This window comes from Phycicoccus sp. Root101 (assembly GCF_001426245.1).
Taxonomy (GTDB): domain Bacteria; phylum Actinomycetota; class Actinomycetes; order Actinomycetales; family Dermatophilaceae; genus Pedococcus.
In genome coordinates, this window is the sequence record NZ_LMCM01000009.1 from 159233 (window position 1) to 176551 (window position 17319).

General features: G+C 71.1%; 17 protein-coding genes. 8 read left to right on the plus strand and 9 right to left on the minus strand.

Annotation, left to right across the window (positions count from 1 at the left end):
* Positions 1–33: 33 nt before the first annotated feature.
* Together ASC58_RS15445 and dusB are read right to left on the minus strand one after the other, a co-directional pair.
* Positions 34–1794, minus strand: coding sequence for a S8 family serine peptidase (locus ASC58_RS15445; RefSeq protein ID WP_200947843.1), 1761 nt, complete (start codon positions 1792–1794; stop codon positions 34–36).
* A 170-nt stretch (positions 1795–1964) separates the two neighbouring features.
* Positions 1965–3203, minus strand: coding sequence for a tRNA dihydrouridine synthase DusB (gene dusB, locus ASC58_RS15450; RefSeq protein WP_056919936.1), 1239 nt, complete (start codon positions 3201–3203; stop codon positions 1965–1967).
* Positions 3204–3241: 38 nt separating this feature from the next.
* On the opposite strand from dusB, the gene ASC58_RS15455 reads away from it, so the two are divergent.
* Complete coding sequence (locus ASC58_RS15455) at positions 3242–4087, plus strand: sulfurtransferase (RefSeq protein WP_056919937.1); 846 nt, start codon at positions 3242–3244, stop codon at positions 4085–4087.
* Between the two features lie 21 nt (positions 4088–4108).
* Here the strand turns inward: ASC58_RS15455 and ASC58_RS15460 are convergent, their stop codons facing one another.
* Genes ASC58_RS15460 through ASC58_RS15475 form a run of 4 tightly spaced genes read right to left on the minus strand, consistent with a single transcriptional unit; the run spans position 4109 to position 7768 of the window.
* Positions 4109–4717, minus strand: coding sequence for a response regulator transcription factor (locus tag ASC58_RS15460; protein WP_056917631.1), 609 nt, complete (start codon positions 4715–4717; stop codon positions 4109–4111).
* Positions 4714–5964, minus strand: coding sequence for a sensor histidine kinase (locus ASC58_RS21710; RefSeq protein WP_056919938.1), 1251 nt, complete (start codon positions 5962–5964; stop codon positions 4714–4716). The genes ASC58_RS15460 and ASC58_RS21710 overlap by 4 nt, the downstream gene beginning before the upstream one ends.
* A gap of 50 nt (positions 5965–6014) precedes the next feature.
* A complete protein-coding gene (locus tag ASC58_RS15470; RefSeq protein WP_056917633.1) occupies positions 6015–6821 on the minus strand; it encodes an ABC transporter permease in 807 nt (268 codons plus the stop codon).
* On the minus strand, positions 6818–7768 hold the full coding sequence (locus tag ASC58_RS15475; protein ID WP_056919939.1) for an ABC transporter ATP-binding protein: 951 nt from the start codon (positions 7766–7768) through the stop codon (positions 6818–6820). The genes ASC58_RS15470 and ASC58_RS15475 overlap by 4 nt, the downstream gene beginning before the upstream one ends.
* 377 nt (positions 7769–8145) lie before the next feature.
* On the opposite strand from ASC58_RS15475, the gene ASC58_RS15480 reads away from it, so the two are divergent.
* Together ASC58_RS15480 and ASC58_RS15485 are read left to right on the plus strand one after the other, a co-directional pair.
* Positions 8146–9375, plus strand: coding sequence for a threonine synthase (locus ASC58_RS15480; protein ID WP_056919940.1), 1230 nt, complete (start codon positions 8146–8148; stop codon positions 9373–9375).
* A gap of 30 nt (positions 9376–9405) precedes the next feature.
* Positions 9406–9993, plus strand: coding sequence for a dihydrofolate reductase family protein (locus tag ASC58_RS15485; protein WP_056919941.1), 588 nt, complete (start codon positions 9406–9408; stop codon positions 9991–9993).
* 84 nt (positions 9994–10077) lie between these two features.
* Here ASC58_RS15485 and ASC58_RS15490 read toward each other — a convergent pair whose 3' ends face one another.
* The 3 genes from ASC58_RS15490 to ASC58_RS15500 form a co-directional block, all read right to left on the minus strand.
* The gene (locus tag ASC58_RS15490; protein WP_056917638.1) at positions 10078–10419 is read right to left on the minus strand and encodes a DUF2200 domain-containing protein; all 342 of its coding nucleotides are present in this window, start codon (positions 10417–10419) and stop codon (positions 10078–10080) included.
* 15 nt (positions 10420–10434) lie between these two features.
* Entirely contained in the window at positions 10435–12105 is a 1671-nt protein-coding gene (locus ASC58_RS15495; protein ID WP_056919942.1) for a sigma factor-like helix-turn-helix DNA-binding protein, read from the minus strand.
* A 134-nt stretch (positions 12106–12239) separates the two neighbouring features.
* Positions 12240–13631, minus strand: a complete 1392-nt coding sequence (locus ASC58_RS15500) for a glycine--tRNA ligase (RefSeq protein ID WP_056917640.1) — start codon at positions 13629–13631, stop codon at positions 12240–12242.
* Between the two features lie 96 nt (positions 13632–13727).
* Here ASC58_RS15500 and ASC58_RS15505 point away from each other — a divergent pair, with 96 nt between their 5' ends.
* The 5 genes from ASC58_RS15505 (at position 13728) to ASC58_RS15525 (ending at position 17317) form a co-directional block, all read left to right on the plus strand.
* Positions 13728–14012 (plus strand): DUF6703 family protein, encoded by a 285-nt coding sequence (locus ASC58_RS15505; RefSeq protein WP_056917641.1) that lies wholly within the window; start codon positions 13728–13730, stop codon positions 14010–14012.
* Between the two features lie 71 nt (positions 14013–14083).
* Complete coding sequence (locus tag ASC58_RS15510) at positions 14084–15031, plus strand: metal ABC transporter substrate-binding protein (protein WP_157598546.1); 948 nt, start codon at positions 14084–14086, stop codon at positions 15029–15031.
* Positions 15028–15852, plus strand: coding sequence for a metal ABC transporter ATP-binding protein (locus tag ASC58_RS15515; protein WP_082553399.1), 825 nt, complete (start codon positions 15028–15030; stop codon positions 15850–15852). Before ASC58_RS15510 ends, ASC58_RS15515 begins: the two co-directional genes overlap by 4 nt.
* Complete coding sequence (locus tag ASC58_RS15520) at positions 15849–16889, plus strand: metal ABC transporter permease (protein ID WP_056919945.1); 1041 nt, start codon at positions 15849–15851, stop codon at positions 16887–16889. The genes ASC58_RS15515 and ASC58_RS15520 overlap by 4 nt, the downstream gene beginning before the upstream one ends.
* Entirely contained in the window at positions 16886–17317 is a 432-nt protein-coding gene (locus ASC58_RS15525) for a Fur family transcriptional regulator (RefSeq protein ID WP_056917645.1), read from the plus strand. The genes ASC58_RS15520 and ASC58_RS15525 overlap by 4 nt, the downstream gene beginning before the upstream one ends.
* The last annotated feature ends 2 nt before the right edge of the window (positions 17318–17319 follow it).

Genomic DNA, 17319 nt, shown 5'->3' on the forward strand with positions numbered 1-17319 from the left:
TCGCACCGTGGTGACCGTCAGGTCCGAGAACACTCAGTCGTGCTTGCGCACCACCGCCGCGGCGTTGACGATGCCGTCGCCGTAGAAGCTGTTGACGTCGGTCCCGCCGACGCACAGGGCGTCGAACTCGGCCGAGCGACCGACGTCGGTGTACGTCTGCAGCGCCGGGGTCGGGCACGCGTGGTCGGTGGCAGTCCGCATGAGCAGGCGCCGGACGCGGTCGGGTGCGAGGCCGAACCCACCGTGCCCGGTGGACCTCCCGTGGGCCGAGACCGCCAGTGCGGCCACGCCGGCGGCGTGCGGTGACGCCATCGAGGTGCCCTGGAGGTACTGGTAGTAGCCGCAGGCGGTCGCGCTCCTGGCCGGATGCGTCGTGCAGCTCTTCATGGTGCCGAGCGATGCTCCGAGCGGGGTGATGTCGCCGTTCGCGTCGACCTGCCCCTCCTCGACCATGACGTTCAGCGGCGCCGTCGAGAGGATGAGGTTTCCGTTGGTGCGGAAGGTGTCGGTGCCGAGACCGTCACGGAACCAGCCACCCGGCGCGGACACCTCGAGCTCACCCGAGCCGAGGTCGTTCGCGTAGTTGGAGTAGTCGGCCTTGCGCTGCGACGGGCCCAGCGCCGAGACACCGATGACGTGCGGACCCTCGAGCGGGAGGTTGACGCAATTGGCGTTGTCGATGGTCCGGGGGTGCTCCGTGCCCAGGGGGAAGTCCGGGCTGGTGGTGTCCGTGCGTGGGTTCGAGACGTTGTCGTGCTCGTTGCCGAGTGCGGCCACGAGCGTGACGCCCTTGTGGTGGGCGTACTCGAGGGCCCTGTTCATCGTCGCGATGATCATGTCCTGCTCGGCGGCCTGCTCCGGGGTGTCCTCGGGCGCGCCACCGCGGCAGTTGTACAGCCACGGGTCGACGTAGAAGGACATGTTGACGACGTCGATGCCGACGTCGCCGGAGTAGGTCAGGGCGTTGGCCGTGGCTCCGAGGAAGAAGAAGCCGCTGTCCTGCCCCGCGCGCACGTTGACGATGTCCACGTCCGGGGCCACCCCCGAGACCCCCATGCCGTTCAGGGCCGCCCCGATCGTGCCGGCGACGTGCGTGCCGTGTCCGTCGTCGTCCTCGGTCGCCGGGTCGACGCAGCCGACGTGCTCGCACGGCCCGTCGATCTCCGGAAGGTCCGTGGTGAAGTTGCGCGACAGCCGTCGGTCGAAGTTGGCTGCCAGGTCGGGGTGGGTCGCGTCGACCCCGGTGTCCATGATGCCGACCTTGACCCGCTTGTCACCCAGCTCTGTCCGGTGGGCCGCGGGGGCGTTGATCATGTCCATCCCCCACAGGAGCGAGTCGAGGGGGTCTGCCTTGCCCTTGCCCTTCTTTCCCTTCTCCGAGTGGGCATCTCGGCTCGCCGAGCCGCCCGAGGACGACTGGTGCTCCTTGAGGACGCGGTCCTTGACGGCGCCTGCATCGGGCGCGCGCCCGACGACGCTGTCCCGGGCCGCACCGGCGACACCGGCGACGTGACGGGCGCGAGCCAGGAAGCCGGACGAGCTCGACCTGACGGTGACCAGGCCGATGGCCCGGTTGACCGTGGTGACCTGGCCGCCGGCTCGGCGCAGGTCGGCCGCGAGGCCGTCCGCATCGGCCGCTCGGTCGGCGAGGACGACATAGCTCGTGTCAGCACCTGCGCTGGACACGGCCGTCGTGTGCGTGGTTCGTACTGCCGCTGAAGCCGTCGTCCCCGCCAGAGCGGTCGTGGCCAGGGCCACTGCTCCGGTGACGGCGACCATGCGAGATCGTCGCATCAGTCAACTCCTCCATAGGGATGGGTCACGGCGTGATGACCCATCGCTCACCGTAGGCCTCGGCCCCATGGCGCGACAGGTCCGAAAACTGCCCCAATCCGGGCGGTTCGCGACGTGTCGGGACTGCGCGGCCCCGGCGCGTCGACCCCTCGACCGACCCAGGAGGGCGGTCAGCCTCCGGAGACGGAGAGCTCGGCCTGGGAGACCGCCTCGCGCGCGGCGTCGTTGAGCTCGCGGGAGTCCAGCCAGCCGTCCGGCAGGGCAACGTGGCGCGGCGAACCGGCGCGTCCTCGTTGCCCCTCGGCAGCCTCACCCGGCCACGGGGCGTCTGCCTCCATCGTCGCGATGAGGGTGTCGAGCGCATCGAGCGAGTCCACCAGCGCGAGCGAGTGCCGCACCGTCGAGCCGGCCGGGAATCCCTTGAGGTACCAGGCGATGTGCTTGCGGATGTCGCGGCAGGCCTTGTACTCGTCGCCGTAGAAGTCGACGAGGTACTCGGTGTGCCGACGCATCGTCGCCGTCACCTCTCCGAGGGTCGGCTCGGCGCGGGCGGTCGTCCCGGCGAACGCCGCGGCGAGGTCCGTGAAGAGCCACGGCCTCCCCAGGCACCCACGGCCGACGACGACCCCGTCGCAGCCGGTCTCGGTGGCCATGCGCAGCGCGTCCTCGGCTGACCAGATGTCGCCGTTGCCCAGCACCGGGATGGTCTTCACCGTCTCCTTGAGCCGGGCGATGGCCCTCCAGTCGGCCTGCCCGGAGTAGGCCTGCGACGCGGTCCGCCCGTGCAGCGCCACTGCAGCCACCCCGGCGCGCTCTGCCGTCAGTCCGGCCTCGAGGTACGTCAGGTGGTCGTCGTCGACGCCCTTGCGCATCTTCACGGTGACGGGCACGTCATACGGGCTCGCCTCACGGACCGCGGTCGTGACGATGGCGGTGAAGAGGTCCCGCTTCCACGGCAGCGCGGCACCGCCGCCCTTGCGCGTGACCTTGGGGACGGGACAGCCGAAGTTGAGGTCGATGTGGTCCGCACGGTCCTCGGTGACGAGCATCCGCACGGCCGCACCGACGGTGGCGGGGTCCACGCCGTACAGCTGGATGGACCGCGGCGACTCGTCGGGGTCGTGCTCGATGAGCCGCATGCTCTCCGGGGTGCGCTCGACCAGCGCCCGCGAGGTGATCATCTCGCTCACGTACAAGGAGGTCGCGCCGCTGGCACCTCCGGCCTCCAGGCCGTCGCGGCCGTACTCGCGGCAGAGCCGTCGGAAGGCGCGGTTGGTGATTCCGGCCATCGGCGCGAGGACGACCGGTGACTCGATGGTGTGGCGCCCGATCTGCAGGGGCGGCAGCACGGGGGTCGTGCCGGGGCTGGCCTGCGTCGGGCGCGTCTGGGGGGCGGTGGCGGCGGTCATGGCGCCACCATTGTCCCATCTGCTGCTTGACTGGCCGAATGAGTGCCCTCGTCAGCGCCGCCGACCTGCGAGCCGAGCTCGCCTCCCCCGCCCCACCCGTGGTCCTGGACGTCCAGTGGATCCTCACCGGGGCCGCCGGTCCGGCAGGTCCCGAGCGGTATGCCGTCGAGCACCTTCCCGGCGCGACGTTCGTCGACCTGGACACCGAGCTCGCCGGACCCATCGGTCCCGCGGGGGTCGGCGGCCGTCACCCCCTGCCCGAGGTGGCGGTGGTCGAGTCGGCCCTGCGCAGGGCCGGTGTCGACCAGGACGGCAGGGTCGTCGTCTACGACCAGGGTCCGGGGTTCGCGGCGGCTCGCGCCTGGTGGGTCCTGCGGTGGGCCGGCCTCGCAGACGTGCGGGTGCTCGACGGCGGGCTCACGGCCTGGACGGCGGCCGGTGGCGCGACGTCGGCTGACGTGCCCGACCCGAGCCCGGGCTCCTTCGTCGCGCAGGCCGGCTCGCTGCCGGTCCTCGACGCCGACGCGGCCGCCGAGGTCGCACGCGACGGCCTCCTGGTCGACGCCCGGGCAGCCGAACGATTCGCCGGGGAGACCGAGCCGATCGACCCAGTGGCGGGCCACATCCCCGGTGCCGTCAACGCGCCGACCACGGGGAACGCGGGGCCGGACGGGCGCCTCCTGCCGCCGTCCGAGCTGCGGGAACGGTTCTCCTCGCTGGGGATCCGGGTCGACACCGCTCCTGTAGGCGTCTACTGCGGCTCCGGGGTGACCGCGGCCCACGAGCTCCTTGCCCTGCACGAGGCCGGCATCGAGGCGACGTTGTACGCCGGGTCGTGGAGCGACTGGATCAGCGATCCGAGCCGACCGGTCGCGACGAGCTGATCCGACGCACGGCCGACGGCGTCAGAGCCAGCCGAACTCGTCGGCGATGCGGACGGCGTCGGCGCGGTTGCGAGCCATGGTCTTGCCGATCGCCGACGACAGGTGGTTCCGGACGGTTCCCTCGGACAGGCTCACGTGGCGCGCGATGTCGGACACGGATCCGCCGTCCCGGGCCGCGATGAGCACCTCGGTCTCGCGGGCGGTGAGGGGCGACTCGCCGCCGGACAGGGAGTCTGCCGCCAGCGCCGGGTCCACGACCCGGAGCCCTGCGTGCACCCTGCGCACCGCCTCCGCGAGCTGGCGCGCAGGGGTGTCCTTGACGACGAAGCCACTGGCTCCCGCCTGCAGGGCCCGCCGCAGGAACCCCGGGCGGCCGAAGGTCGTGACGATGAGCACCCGCACCGCGGGCAGCGCCTCGTGCAGGGCCGCGGTGGCGGCGATCCCGTCGAGCCCCGGCATCTCGACGTCGACCAGCGCCACGTCCGGTGAGGTCCGCCGTGCAGCGGCAACCACTTCGTCACCGCGCCCGACCTCGGCGACGACCTCCATGTCGGCCTCGAGCCCGAGCAGCGTCGCCAGTGCGCCGCGCACCAGGGCTTGGTCGTCGGCGAGCAACAGCTTGATCGTCATGCGTCCACCCTCTCTCCTGCGCCGAACCCGCCGGTCACCGGCCGGCCTGCCGACCGGACCGACAGCTCGAAGCCGTGCGGGTTGAGCACGATCGTGCGCAGCTGCGCACCGGCGGCCTCGGCGCGTTCACGCAGGCCGATCAGCCCGGTGCCGGCCTCGGCGTGGGTCGTCACGTCACCACGGTCGCCGTGGTCGCGCGGGCTCGTCGACCCGTTGTCCGACACGGTGATCCCGTGGTCGTCGAGGGTGACCCGGCACGCGGTGGCGCCACTGTGCCGGATGACGTTCGTGACCCCCTCGCGCAGGGTCCAGGCGCAGAGCTCACGCAGGTCCGTGGGCACGGCGTCGGCAGCGGTCGGCAGGTCGGCCTCGATCCCCGCGGCCGCGAGTGAGGACCGCGCCCTGGCGAGCTCGGCGGGCAGTGACATCTCGCGGAACCCCGCCACGGCCTGGCGCACGTCCGACAGGGCATCGCGGGCGAGCCGTTCGAGGTCGGCGACCTCGGCGCGGGCACGCTCGGGGCTCACCTCCAGCAGTCGTGCCGCGAGCTCCGCCTTGACGGTGATCACCGTCAGGCTGTGACCGAGGATGTCGTGCACGTCGCGCGCCATCCGGTTGCGCTCCTCCTGGATGGCGAGGCGGGCGTTCTCCTGCCGCGCGTCGGCCAGGGCGCGCTGGCGCTGGGACGCGACCATCCCCCCGGTCACGGCGGCCATGGCGAGCACCATCGACATGGTGATGCTGGCGTCGTGCGCCCACCCGTCGACGTGGAACGTGAGCAGCTCGTAGAGCACCACGAGCCCGAGCCCGATTGCGAGCCCCAGCCGCAACCGGAACGTCCAGAGTCCCGAGACGGCCAGGAACACCCACGTGCTGGCCCCCTCCTGGCCGACCGTGATCGTGGACAGGGCGGCCAGGACCGCGAGGCCGACCCAGCCGACGACGCCGGTCCGCGTCACGAACCAGCGGTGCGAGGTGGGCGTCGACTCCCCCCAGACGGACGAACGCAGGTGGCTGAAGTGGGCGACGTAGACCGTCACGAACAGGACGAGGACGACGAGCGCCGTGTCGCCGCGGAGCTCGAGGCGGTGCCGCCAGGCTGCGGAGAAGGCGTCGGACAGGAAGACCAGCCAGATCGCGGCGAGCCCGAGCCCCAGCACCCGTCCCTGCCAGCCCTGGTCCTGCTCTGCCGCGAACAGCCGGGGACGCGGCTCGGCGAAGCCGTCCTTCTGCCCGGGTGCACTCACGGCACCCAGCCTCTCAGAGTCCACCGCCGAAGCGGCGGCAAGGACCGCCCTCAGACCCGCGCGGTGTCCCGGCCGAAGCGCCATACGGCTCCTCCCACGAAGATCGCAAGCCAGACGGCGACGTTCACGACGGCGCCCCACCCGGGCGCGTCGCCCGTCAGGGGTGCGTGGACGAGCTGGTTCAGGCCGTACATGGGCGTCACCTTCGCCACCTCCTGGAACACGTGCCCGAGCTGGTCCAGCGGCACGAACAGGCCACCGAGGAAGGCGAACAGCGCGAGCACGGGGCCGAGGATCTGCATGACGTTCTCGCTCGGCAGCAGGTAGCCCATGAACACCCCGAACGCTGCGAAGACGAGCGACCCGAACCAGACCGCCAGGCCCGTCTCCACCCACACCAGCGCATCCGCGTGGGCACCGCCGACCGCGCCGGCACCATAGGTGACGGCGACGGAGACCGCGCCGAGGAGCATCGCGACGATGACCTTGACCGTGATGTATGCCGCGGACGTCAGGGGGGTGAGCCGCAGCTGCCGGCTCCAGCCCTGGTTGCGTTCGACGGAGACCATCGCCCCGGCACTGGTGGTCGAGAGCATGGCGCCGTAGAGGGCCATGCTGATCATGATGAACGCGGCGACGTTGCCGTGACCAGCGTCCTCGTTCGAGTAGGACTGCCCGGTCCCGAAGAGGAAGAAGAACGCCACCGGCATGATCACGGCGAAGATCAGCGTGCGGCGGTTGCGCAGCAGCCGTCGGACCTCGAGCTTCAGGAGAGTGGCGTTCAGTCCGCCCATGGGGGGAACGCGACGGCCGGTGGCTTCGGTGGTGGTCGAGGTGGTCTGCGTCGTGGTGGTCATGACTCGGCTCCGTCGGAGGTCAGGCTGATGAATGCGTCCTCGAGGCCGCGGGTGGTGATCTCGAGGTCCCGGGCGTCGGTGGTGGTGAGCAGGTGGCGGGCTACGGCGTCGCTGTCGGTCGAGGTGACGAGCAGGGTGTCGCCACGGAGCTCGACGGACTCGGCCGTGTCCATGTCCCTGAGCTGTTGCACGACAACGGGATCCGCGTCGCTGAGGGTGGCCCGGATGGTGCGCCCAGAGACGAGCGACTTGACCTCGGACGCCGTTCCGTCCGCGACGACCTTGCCGTGGCTGACGAGGACGATGCGGTCTGCGTAGGCGTCGGCCTCCTCGAGGTAGTGCGTGGCGAACACCACCGTCCGACCCCGGGCGGCGTCCTCGTGGATCGCGTTCCAGAAGTCGCGACGGCCGGTGACGTCCATGCCTGTCGTGGGTTCGTCGAGGATCAGCAGCTCCGGGTCGGGCAGCAGGGCCATGGCGAACCGGAGCCGCTGCTGCTGGCCGCCCGAGCACTTGCCCACGCGGCGGTCGCCGATGTCGCTGATCCCGGCGCGGGTGAGGACCTCGTCCACCGGTCGGGTGCCGGCGAACAGGCTCGCCGTGAGCTGCAGGGTCTCCTTGACGGTGAGGTCCTTGAGCAGTCCGCCAGTCTGCATCACGGCACTGATCAGCCCTTGGCGCACGGCAGTGGTCGGGTCGAGCCCGTGGACCCTGACCTCACCGGCATCGGGCCTGGCGAGACCGAGGAGGAGGTCGATGGTGGTCGTCTTCCCGGCGCCGTTGGGACCGAGGAGGGCGACCACCTCGCCCGGTGCCACGGTGAGGTCGATGCCCCGGACGGCGTGGACGTTGCCGAAGCTCTTGGTGAGCCCCATGAGCTCGATCGCGGTAACGGTGTGGACGGCGGCTCCCCCGCTGGGCCGTCGTACGGTCTGCGTCGATGACATGTCCCCACCGTGCCCGTGGTGTCCCCTCAGGACCCGCGACGCTCGTCACGACCTCGCCGTGACGTCTGTCAGGTTCCCTTCAGGTGGACCGTGCCAGCGGGGCGGCGGGCAACCGTCCCCGCCCGACGTCGGAGCTCGCGAGACCACACCCCGTGGGCAGGATCGCCCGGTGTCTAACCCCCGGGCGTCGACAGCTTCAGGGTGCCGCCGACTCGTTGGGTGCCCAGCTGCAGACCGTGACGGTACGAGACGTCCGCACTTCGTCAGAAACCGGAACCGGCGAGCTCGACGTGGTCCAGCACGGTTCGGCACACCATCGCGCGTTACGGTCAAAGGCACCCGCACCCGAGCCCAGACCCGCCAGTCGGGAAGGAACCGTGTACTCCCACCTCAGCCACCTCGAATGCTCCCGGACCGGCGAGCGACACGACGCCGACCTCGTCCAGGGCGTCAGCACGGCCGGCGCACCCCTCCTGGCCAGGTACGACCTCGAGCGCGTCGCCGCCACCCTCGACAAGGCCGAGCTGGCCACGCGCGCGGCAACGCTGTGGCGCTACCACGAGGTGCTCCCGGTCCGGGACGAGCGCTTCGTGACCACGCTGGGAGAGGGGTGGACACCGATCGTCGACCTCCCGGCATACGGGCGGTCGGTGGGGTTGCCGCGGCTGGCGATGAAGGACGAAGGACTCATCCCCACGGGCACGTTCAAGGCCCGTGGCGCGTCCGTCGGGGTGTCCCGCGCGGCCGAGCTCGGTGTCCGTGGCATCGGGATGCCGACCAACGGCAACGCGGGTTCGGCCTGGGCGACGTACGCCGCCCGCGCCGGACTCCCCTCGCTGATCATCATGCCCGAGGGCGCACCGGAGATCACCCGGGTCGAGTGTGCGGCGGCCGGAGCCGAGCTGTACCTCGTCGACGGACTGATCGGGGACGCCGGCGCCATCGTGCACGAGGCCATCGGCCGGCGCCCCGGGTGGCAGGAGGTGTCCACCCTCAAGGAGCCCTACCGGCTCGAGGGCAAGAAGACCATGGGGTACGAGCTCGCCGAGCAGCTCGGGTGGCGACTTCCCGACGTGATCCTCTACCCGACCGGCGGTGGGGTCGGCCTCATCGGCATCCACAAGGCCCTCCTCGAGATGCGCGAGCTGGGCTGGATCAGTGGACCGTTGCCGCGGTGGGTCGCCGTCCAGGCCACCGGGTGCGCCCCCATCGTGCGTGCGTATGCCGCGGGGGCCCGTGAGAGCGAGCCGTTCCCGGACGCCCGCACCGTCGCCTTCGGGATCACCGTGCCCAAGGCGCTCGGCGACTTCCTCGTCCTCGACGCGATCCGGGAGACCGACGGGTGCGCGGTCGAGGTCACCGACGAAGACCTCTTGGCAGAACAGCGTCGGCTGGCCTCGTCCGACGGGGCGTTCATCTGCCCCGAGGGCGCGGCCTGCCTCGCCGCGGCCAGGGACCTGCGCGAGTCCGGCTGGATCGGCGAGGACGAGCACATGCTCGTCATCAACACCGGCACCGGGATCAAGTACCCCGACACCGTCGAGGTCAGAGCACCCCTGCTCCCCATCGGTGGTCGCGTCCCCGACGCCGGTGACGTGCTGCGATGAGTTCCGCCGCGCCGACCGGTCTGTCCTGACATGGCAACCGTGATCATGCATGCAGTGGTGTCCGTGGACGGCTTCATCGCCGACGAGGACGACGGCGTCGGTCCGCTCTTCGACTGGTACTTCAACGGCGACCGGCCCATCACCGACGAGGCCCGCCAAGGCCCGTTCCGGGTCGGTGCGGCGTCGCACGGGTACGTCAGCTCGCTCTGGGCCGGCAACGGCGCCACCATCCAGGGACGGCACCTGTTCGACCTGACGAACGGGTGGGACGCCCAGCCACCTGCCGGGGACCACCTCGTCGTCGTCTCGCACCGGCCCAAGCCGGAAGGCTGGCACCCCGAGGCCGACGTCCCGTTCTTCGACGACGTCGCGGCCGCGGTCGAGGAGGCGAAGCGTCGGGCCGGTGACGGGGTCGTCGCGATCTGCGCCGGGGACGTCGGTGGCCAGGCGCTGGCGCTGGGTCTGGTCGACGAGGTGGCCATGGACGTCGTCCCGGTGGTGTTCGGCAAGGGCAAGAGGTACTTCGGGCAGGTGGACTCGCAGCTGCTGCTCGACGACCCTGACATCGTCATCCAGGGCGACCGGGTGCTCCACCTGCGGTATGCCGTGCGCCGCTAGGGAGGCGCCGACCGCCCACGGTCCGAGCGGCACGGGGGGCCTCACGAGCCACACGTCCGCTGAACCGAACGCGGGGCGGGCCGCTCAGGCCCGCAGCACCTTCGCCATCGCCTTGCCCTTGGCGAGCTCGTCGACCAGCTTGTCGAGGTAACGGATCTTCTGCATGAGCGGGTCCTCGACGTCCTCGACCCGGATGCCGCACACCGTCCCCGTGATCAGGGACGCGTTCGGGTTGAGCTCGGCCTGGCCGAAGAAGTCCTCGAAGGTCGTGCCCCCGGCCAGGTGCTGGTCCAGCTCCGACTCGTCGAACCCCGTCAGCCACGTGATGACCTCGTCCAGCTCGGCCTTGGTACGGCCCTTGCGCTCGACCTTGGCCACGTAGTGCGGGTAGACGGACGCGACGCTGACGGTGAAGATCCTGCTCACGTCGCGAGGATATCCCTAGCCCCGGCTGCCCACGGCGAGCGCGAGGGCCTGCGGGTAGTCGACTCCCCCGCCCTCGTCCAGCCGGGTCACGTCGTACACCCGGCCGGTCTGCACGTTCCACGCGAGGACCCAGGAACCGTCGTACCCGGTGGACCGGAACAGCACGGTCGAGGCGTCGGCCCACGCGAGGACCGTGCAGCACCCCTTGAACCGCCCGGTCCTGCCGTCAGGAGACTCCGGAGCGAGCAGCACGCGGCCCGAGTGCGCCTCGAAGTCGACGGCCAGCAGTCCCTGGTAGATCGGCCCGTTGCCGCGGACGATCACCGGCGACGTGACGTCCTGGTCGAAGTAGGCCCCGCTCGCCGACCACTGACCGGCAGAGACCGTCTCGCCCGCAAGGTCCGTGACCGGGACGCCCAGACCGGAGTTGATCGGGACGGGCACGTCAGCCGCGACAGCCGGCGGTGCGCCACCACCGCTGGCAGCCCCTTGCTGACCGAGGTCGAGGGTCCACGCCCGACCGGCGGAGCGAGCCACGACCTCGAGGCCATCTCCCCACCCGGCCACCTCGAGGTCGGAGGCCGGCACGGCATACCGCTGGGTCCTGCCGGTCCGCAGGTCGAGCCGCACCACGGCACCGGGTTGGGCGAACACGACCCATCGCCCGTCGGCGCTGACCGCCTTGGGCCCCAGGGGAACTCCCTCGTTGCCGTCGGCGTCGCGCGTCGGCAGCAGGTCGAGCGAGTCGACCACGACCTGGGTGCGGCCCTTGGGCACGAGCACCGCCCGGTAGTGGGCGCCGGCACGTCGCAGGTAGACCGCGACGACGTCGGTCGGCGGCACCTTCGAGGACGACAGCTTCACGGCGGGCCCGGTCGGGTCGATCTGCGAGGGCAGCCCCGCGTCGTAGTCGGGCAGCTGGTCCTCGTCCCCCTCCAGCGGCATCGACGCGTACAGCGTGCCGTCCGAGAGCCGCTTCACCGGAGCGGTGACCGTCGTCGACGGTGCCGGAGAAGGCGTGCCCCCTCCGCGCTCGGCCCCCTGTGCCACGCCGACCACCACTCCCACCGCCGCGAAGCTGACCACGGCGCCGAGCACCCGCTGACGACGTGTGCGCCGTCGGGTCAGGGCAAGGGCCCAGGCGCGGTCGGCCACGTCCACCTCGACCACCTGTTGAGCGGCCACGTCGAACAGGTCCACGAGGTCGCCACCACCGACCACCTGCTGCGCCACGCGTTCGGCCGCTGCCTGCGTGTCGGCCACGACGCGGGCTCGCGACTCGCCCATCACCTCGGCGACGTCCTTGTCGCTGCGCTCGTCGAAGTACCGCAGCACGAGCAGCGCCCGCTGCCGGGGCGAGAGGGCGTCAAGGGCACTGCGGACGTCCGGGGTCCTCGTGCCGTCCCCCTCGAACACGTCGCCCACCTCATCGGCCAGCGACCGTGTCTGCGGATCGCGCCGAGCACGCTTCAGGGCGGCGACGGCCCGGCGGTACACGTGCTGCCGCACCACGGTGTCCGGGTACTCCCGCACCGCTCCCCAGCGTGCAGCGACGTCGGCCAGGCCCTCCTCGAGGACCTCCACCGCCTGCCGCGCGTCACCACAGACGAGGTAGGCCGCCCGCAGCAGCCGGTGCTGGCGCGCACGGACGTAGCGGGCGAAGTCCGCATCCACCTCGTGCTGCATGCCACCTCCCTCGCTGGCCCCGGCGCGCCGTACGCGACGCTCTGCCCATCAAACAGCACTCTGCCCACGACGCATCGTGGGCAGGGTGAAGTGGGACAGGCAGGGCGGACGAGCCGGAGGTCGCCAGCCGAGCGTCAGCAGCCGAGCAGGCGCGCCCCGAGGTAGGACTCGACCTGGTCGAGGGCCACGCGCTCCTGCGCCATGGTGTCGCGCTCACGGATCGTCACCGCGTGGTCGTCGAGGGTGTCGAAGTCCACGGTGATGCAGAACGGCGTGCCGATCTCGTCCTGGCGGCGGTACCGGCGGCCGATGGCGCCGGCGTCGTCGAAGTCGATGTTCCAGTGCTGGCGCAGCGTGGCCGCGAGGTCGCGGGCCTTGGGCGACAGGTCGGCGTTGCGCGACAGCGGGAGCACGGCGGCCTTGACCGGCGCGAGGCGCTTGTCGAGCTTGAGGACGACGCGCTTGTCGACGCCACCCTTGGTGTTGGGGGCCTCGTCCTCGGTGTAGGCGTCGACGAGGAAGGTCATCAGCGAGCGCGACAGGCCGGCCGCCGGCTCGATGACGTAGGGCGTGTACTTCTCTCCGCTGGCCTGGTCGAAGTAGACGAGGTCGGTGCCCGAGTGCTCGCTGTGCGTCTTGAGGTCGAAGTCGGTGCGGTTGGCGATGCCCTCGAGCTCGCCCCACTCGCTGCCGGCGAAGTTGAAGCGGTACTCGATGTCGACGGTGCGCTTGGAGTAGTGGCTCAGCTTCTCCTGGGCGTGCTCGAAGTGGCGCAGGTTGTCGGGGTTGATGCCGAGGTCGGTGTACCACTTGGTGCGCTCGTCGATCCAGTACTGGTGCCAGGTCTCGTCCTCACCCGGCTGGACGAAGAACTCCATCTCCATCTGCTCGAACTCGCGGGTCCGGAAGATGAAGTTGCCCGGCGTGATCTCGTTGCGGAAGCTCTTGCCGGTCTGGGCGATGCCGAACGGCGGCTTCTTGCGCGCCGACTGCATGACGTTGAGGAAGTTGAGGAAGATGCCCTGCGCCGTCTCGGGCCGCAGGTAGTGCAGGCCGGACTCGTCCTCCACCACGCCGAGGTAGGTCTTGAGCAGGCCGGAGAACTGGCGCGGCTCGGTCCACTGGCCGCGGGTGCCGCAGTTGGCGCAGGCGATCTCCGACAGCGGGACGTCGTCCGGGTTGTCGAGCTTCTTCTTCTCGGCGACGGCCTCCTGGAGGTGGTCGGCGCGGAAGCGCTTGTGGCAGGACAGGCACTCGACCAGCGGGTCGGAGAACGTCGCCACGTGGCCGGAGGCCTCCCACGTCTGGCGCGGCAGGATCACCGAGGAGTCGAGGCCGACGACGTCGTCACGGCTGGTGACGGTGCTCTTCCACCACTGCCGCTTGATGTTCTCCTTGAGCTCGACACCGAGCGGGCCGTAGTCCCAGGCCGACCTCGTCCCTCCGTAGATCTCGCCGCAGGGGAACACGAACCCCCGGCGCTTGCAGAGGGAGACAACGGTGTCGACGGTGGAGGGCGCAGCCATGCGCGCAAGGTTACTGTGCCCTTCCCCGCCACCGGAGGGGGTATGCCGCCCGGCCGCCGCAACGGTGTTCGCCGGCCACCATCTAGGGTTTCCTGCGTGCCTTCCCTGCGTGAGTCGATCCAGCGAGCCAGCCTTCCCGCCGTCGAGCGGTTGAACGCCCTCCCCCGCTTCGTGCCGTTCGTGGCGATCCTCGCCCTGATGCTCGCCGGGCTCTTCGTGCCCGGCTGGGGCTGGGTCCTGCTGCTGCTGGTCGTCCTGTTCCTGCTCTGGACCCTGTACCTCGCCTGGCCGGCGATGGACTCCACGCAGCGCTTGATGCGCATCACCATCGTGCTCATCGCTGCAGCGATCACGGTGACGCAGGCGTTTCCCCGCACCTGACCTCCCACCGACCACTGCCACCGGGGTGAGGCTTTTGACAATGGTTCTCATTTCAGATGAGAATGGTTGTCATGAAGTCCCGACACCTCGGTTGGCCCGCCGCCGCAATCGCCATCGCCATGGTCTCCGCCTGCGGGGCGACCGGGGGGTCGGGCTCCACGGACGGCACGGTGACCGTCGCAGCCGCCTTCTACCCCCTGGAGTACGCCGTCTCGCAGATCGGCGGCGACCACGTCGACGTCCAGGCGCTGACCAAGCCGGGGGCCGAGCCACACGACCTCGAGCTCAACCCCAAGCAGGTCGGTGAGGTCGCCCAGGCCGACCTCGTCGTCTACGAGAAGGGCTTCCAGCCCGCCGTCGACGACGCGGTGAAGAGCGAGGCGAAGGGCACCGGCTTCGACGTCTCCCCCGCCGCTCGGCTCGACCTCGCTGCTAACGAGGAGGGTCACGACCACGCCGGCGAGACGGAGCAGCAGCACTCCGACCACGCCACCGGCGCGAAGGACCCACACTTCTGGCTCGACCCGATGCGCTACGCCGACGTCGGCGACGCGATCGCTGCCGAGCTGGGCCGACGGGACCCGGCCAACGCCGCGGCATACACGGCGAACGCGACGGCGTTCCGCGCGCAGCTGACCACGCTCGACGGGGAGTTCCGCACCGGGCTGCGGTCCTGCAGGATCAAGGACCTGGTCACCTCGCACGCCGCGTTCGGCTACCTCTCGAAGGCGTACGGGCTCACCCAGGAGAGCATCACCGGCCTGACGCCTGACAGCGAGCCGAGCCCCGCCGCCCTCGCCGACCTCACCCAGCACATCCGCGAGAGCGGTGCGACGACCGTGTATGCCGAGACGCTCGTGAGCGAGGACGTGGCCAAGACCCTCGCCCGCGAGACCGGTGCCACACTGGCCGTGCTCGATCCCATCGAGGGCATCACCACGAAGTCGGCGGCCCAGGACTACCCCGGCGTCATGCGCGCCAACCTGGCCACCCTCAAGGCAGGACAGGAGTGTTCGTGACCGACGACCCGATCATCGAGCTCCGGCGCGCCTCGTTCGGCTACGCCGACCAGACCATCGTCCAGGCCGCCGACCTCACGGTGCACGCCGGTGAGGTGGTGGCCGTGCTCGGCCCGAACGGTTCGGGCAAGTCCACGCTCGTCCGCGGCCTGCTCGGGCTCAACGACCAGCTCGGCGGCGAGGTGCGCCTCTTCGGCCAGCCGCGGGACTCGTTCCACGACCACGCACGCCTCGGGTACGTCCCGCAACGCCACACGCTGTCGGCGTCCGTGCGCGCCACCGTCGAGGAGATCGTCGCGGTCGGCCGCCTGTCGCACCACCGGTGGTGGCGACCGGTCGTGCGGAGCGCGCAGGACATCGCCATCCTCGACAAGGCGCTCGACGTCGTCGGGCTGTCCGACCGCGCGACCGCCGACGTCTCGACTCTCTCCGGCGGGCAGCAGCGGCGGGTGCTCATCGCGCGCGCCCTGGCGTCCGACCCCGACGTGCTCCTCATGGACGAGCCGACCGCCGGCGTCGACGCCGCGAACCAGCACGTCCTGTCGACGGTGCTGGCCCGGCTTGCGGACCGCGGCACGACGATGGTCATCGTCACCCACGAGCTCGCCGCCCTGGCCGGCATCGTGACCCGCATCGTCCTGGTGCAGGGCGGTCGCATCGCCTTCGACGGGACGCCGGAGCAGTTCGCCGCCCACGGAAGCGGTTTCGCGCACGACCACGACCACCATCACCACGACGACGAGGTCGACCCGTCGGCGCCGCACCTCCCCGGGGCACCGTCCGCCGGACCCCTCGACCCCCGGCAAGGAGCGCGTCGATGAGCGAGATCCTCGCCCTGGACTTCATGCGGCAGGCCCTGCTGGCCGCCCTCTTGGTCGGCATCGCCGCCCCCCTCGTCGGGGTCTTCCTCGTGCAGCGGCGGCTGTCCCTCATCGGTGACGGCATGGGGCACGTCGCCCTTGCCGGTGTCGCCGTCGGCCTGCTCACCGGCCAGGCCCCCGTCCTCACCGCCCTGCTCTTCGCCGTCGCCGCGGCCATCGCGATCGAGGTGATCCGGGGCCGAGGACGCACGAGCGGCGACATCGCGCTGGCCGTGATGTTCTACGGAGGCATCGCCGCCGGCGTCGTGATCATCGCGAAGTCGCCCAGCAGCAGCCCCGCCAACCTCACGGCATACCTCTTCGGGGCGATCACCACGGCGGACCAGAACGACCTCTGGGTGTTCGCCGGGCTCGCCGCGGTCGTCCTGTTCACCACGTGGCTGCTGCGGCCCTGGCTGTTCGCGGTCGCCAACGACGAGGAGTACGCCCGGGCCAGCGGCCTGCCCGTCACGGCCCTCAACATCGCCCTCGCCATCCTCACCGCGGTCACCGTCGTGGTGTCGATGCGGGTCGTCGGGCTGCTGCTCATCAGCGCCCTGATGATCATCCCCAACGCCACGGCCCAGCTGCTCGGACGCAGCTTCCGCGCCTCGGTCCGCTGGGCGGTCCTGGTCGGCGTGCTCTCCAGCGTCGGGGGTGTCATCGCCTCGTACTACGCGGAGACCCCGTCAGGCGGGACGATCGTGCTGCTCGCGATCGGCGCGTTCGTCGTGGTGGCCACGGTCAGCGCGCTCGGCGCCAGGGCCCGTGCCGCGCGGCACCGGTTGGCCGAACGCCACGACCACGAGCACGGTCCGGGCTGCGGACACGCGGCGGTGGCTCACGACGACCACGTCGACTACGTCCATGACGGGCACCGTCACGCGCCGCACGAGGGCCACTACGACGAGCACGCCCCCGACGCACACGGCCACCACGACGGCCACGACGGCCGGGGCCACGGCGACCTCGCACCGAAGGAGACGGCACCGCGATGACCGGAGTCCAGGAACGCCCGACCGCACTCACCGAACCCGGCGAAGGCGCCCGTCGCCCCACCCGCCAGCGCGCGGCCGTGGCCGCGGTGCTCGCCGACACCGGCGAGTTCCGGTCGGCCCAGGAGCTGCACGCGCTGCTGCGCGAGGCCGGCGACAAGGTCGGGCTCGCCACGGTCTACCGGAACCTCCAGGCCATGGCCGCCGACGGCGAGATCGACATGCTGCGCACCGACGAGGGCGAGGCCGTCTACCGCGCCTGCTCGACCGGGCACCACCACCACCTCGTGTGCCGGGTGTGCGGACGCACGGTCGAGGTCGAGGGCCCGACGGTGGAGGCATGGGCGACGAAGGTCAGCTCCCAGCACGGCTTCACCGACGTCCACCACACGCTGGAGATCTTCGGCACCTGCGCCGACTGCTCGCGCTGATC

Coding starts and splice junctions, on each gene's coding strand:
- ASC58_RS15460 (WP_056917631.1), bottom strand. CDS start 4,717: ATGACGATCAAGCTGTTGCTCGCCGACGACCAAGCCCTGGTGCGCGGC.
- ASC58_RS15475 (WP_056919939.1), bottom strand. CDS start 7,768: ATGTCATCGACGCAGACCGTACGACGGCCCAGCGGGGGAGCCGCCGTC.
- ASC58_RS15520 (WP_056919945.1), top strand. CDS start 15,849: ATGAGCGAGATCCTCGCCCTGGACTTCATGCGGCAGGCCCTGCTGGCC.
- ASC58_RS15500 (WP_056917640.1), bottom strand. CDS start 13,631: ATGGCTGCGCCCTCCACCGTCGACACCGTTGTCTCCCTCTGCAAGCGC.
- ASC58_RS15510 (WP_157598546.1), top strand. CDS start 14,084: ATGAAGTCCCGACACCTCGGTTGGCCCGCCGCCGCAATCGCCATCGCC.
- ASC58_RS15470 (WP_056917633.1), bottom strand. CDS start 6,821: ATGACCACCACGACGCAGACCACCTCGACCACCACCGAAGCCACCGGC.
- ASC58_RS15495 (WP_056919942.1), bottom strand. CDS start 12,105: ATGCAGCACGAGGTGGATGCGGACTTCGCCCGCTACGTCCGTGCGCGC.
- ASC58_RS15445 (WP_200947843.1), bottom strand. CDS start 1,794: ATGCGACGATCTCGCATGGTCGCCGTCACCGGAGCAGTGGCCCTGGCC.
- dusB (WP_056919936.1), bottom strand. CDS start 3,203: ATGACCGCCGCCACCGCCCCCCAGACGCGCCCGACGCAGGCCAGCCCC.
- ASC58_RS15485 (WP_056919941.1), top strand. CDS start 9,406: ATGGCAACCGTGATCATGCATGCAGTGGTGTCCGTGGACGGCTTCATC.
- ASC58_RS15455 (WP_056919937.1), top strand. CDS start 3,242: ATGAGTGCCCTCGTCAGCGCCGCCGACCTGCGAGCCGAGCTCGCCTCC.
- ASC58_RS15525 (WP_056917645.1), top strand. CDS start 16,886: ATGACCGGAGTCCAGGAACGCCCGACCGCACTCACCGAACCCGGCGAA.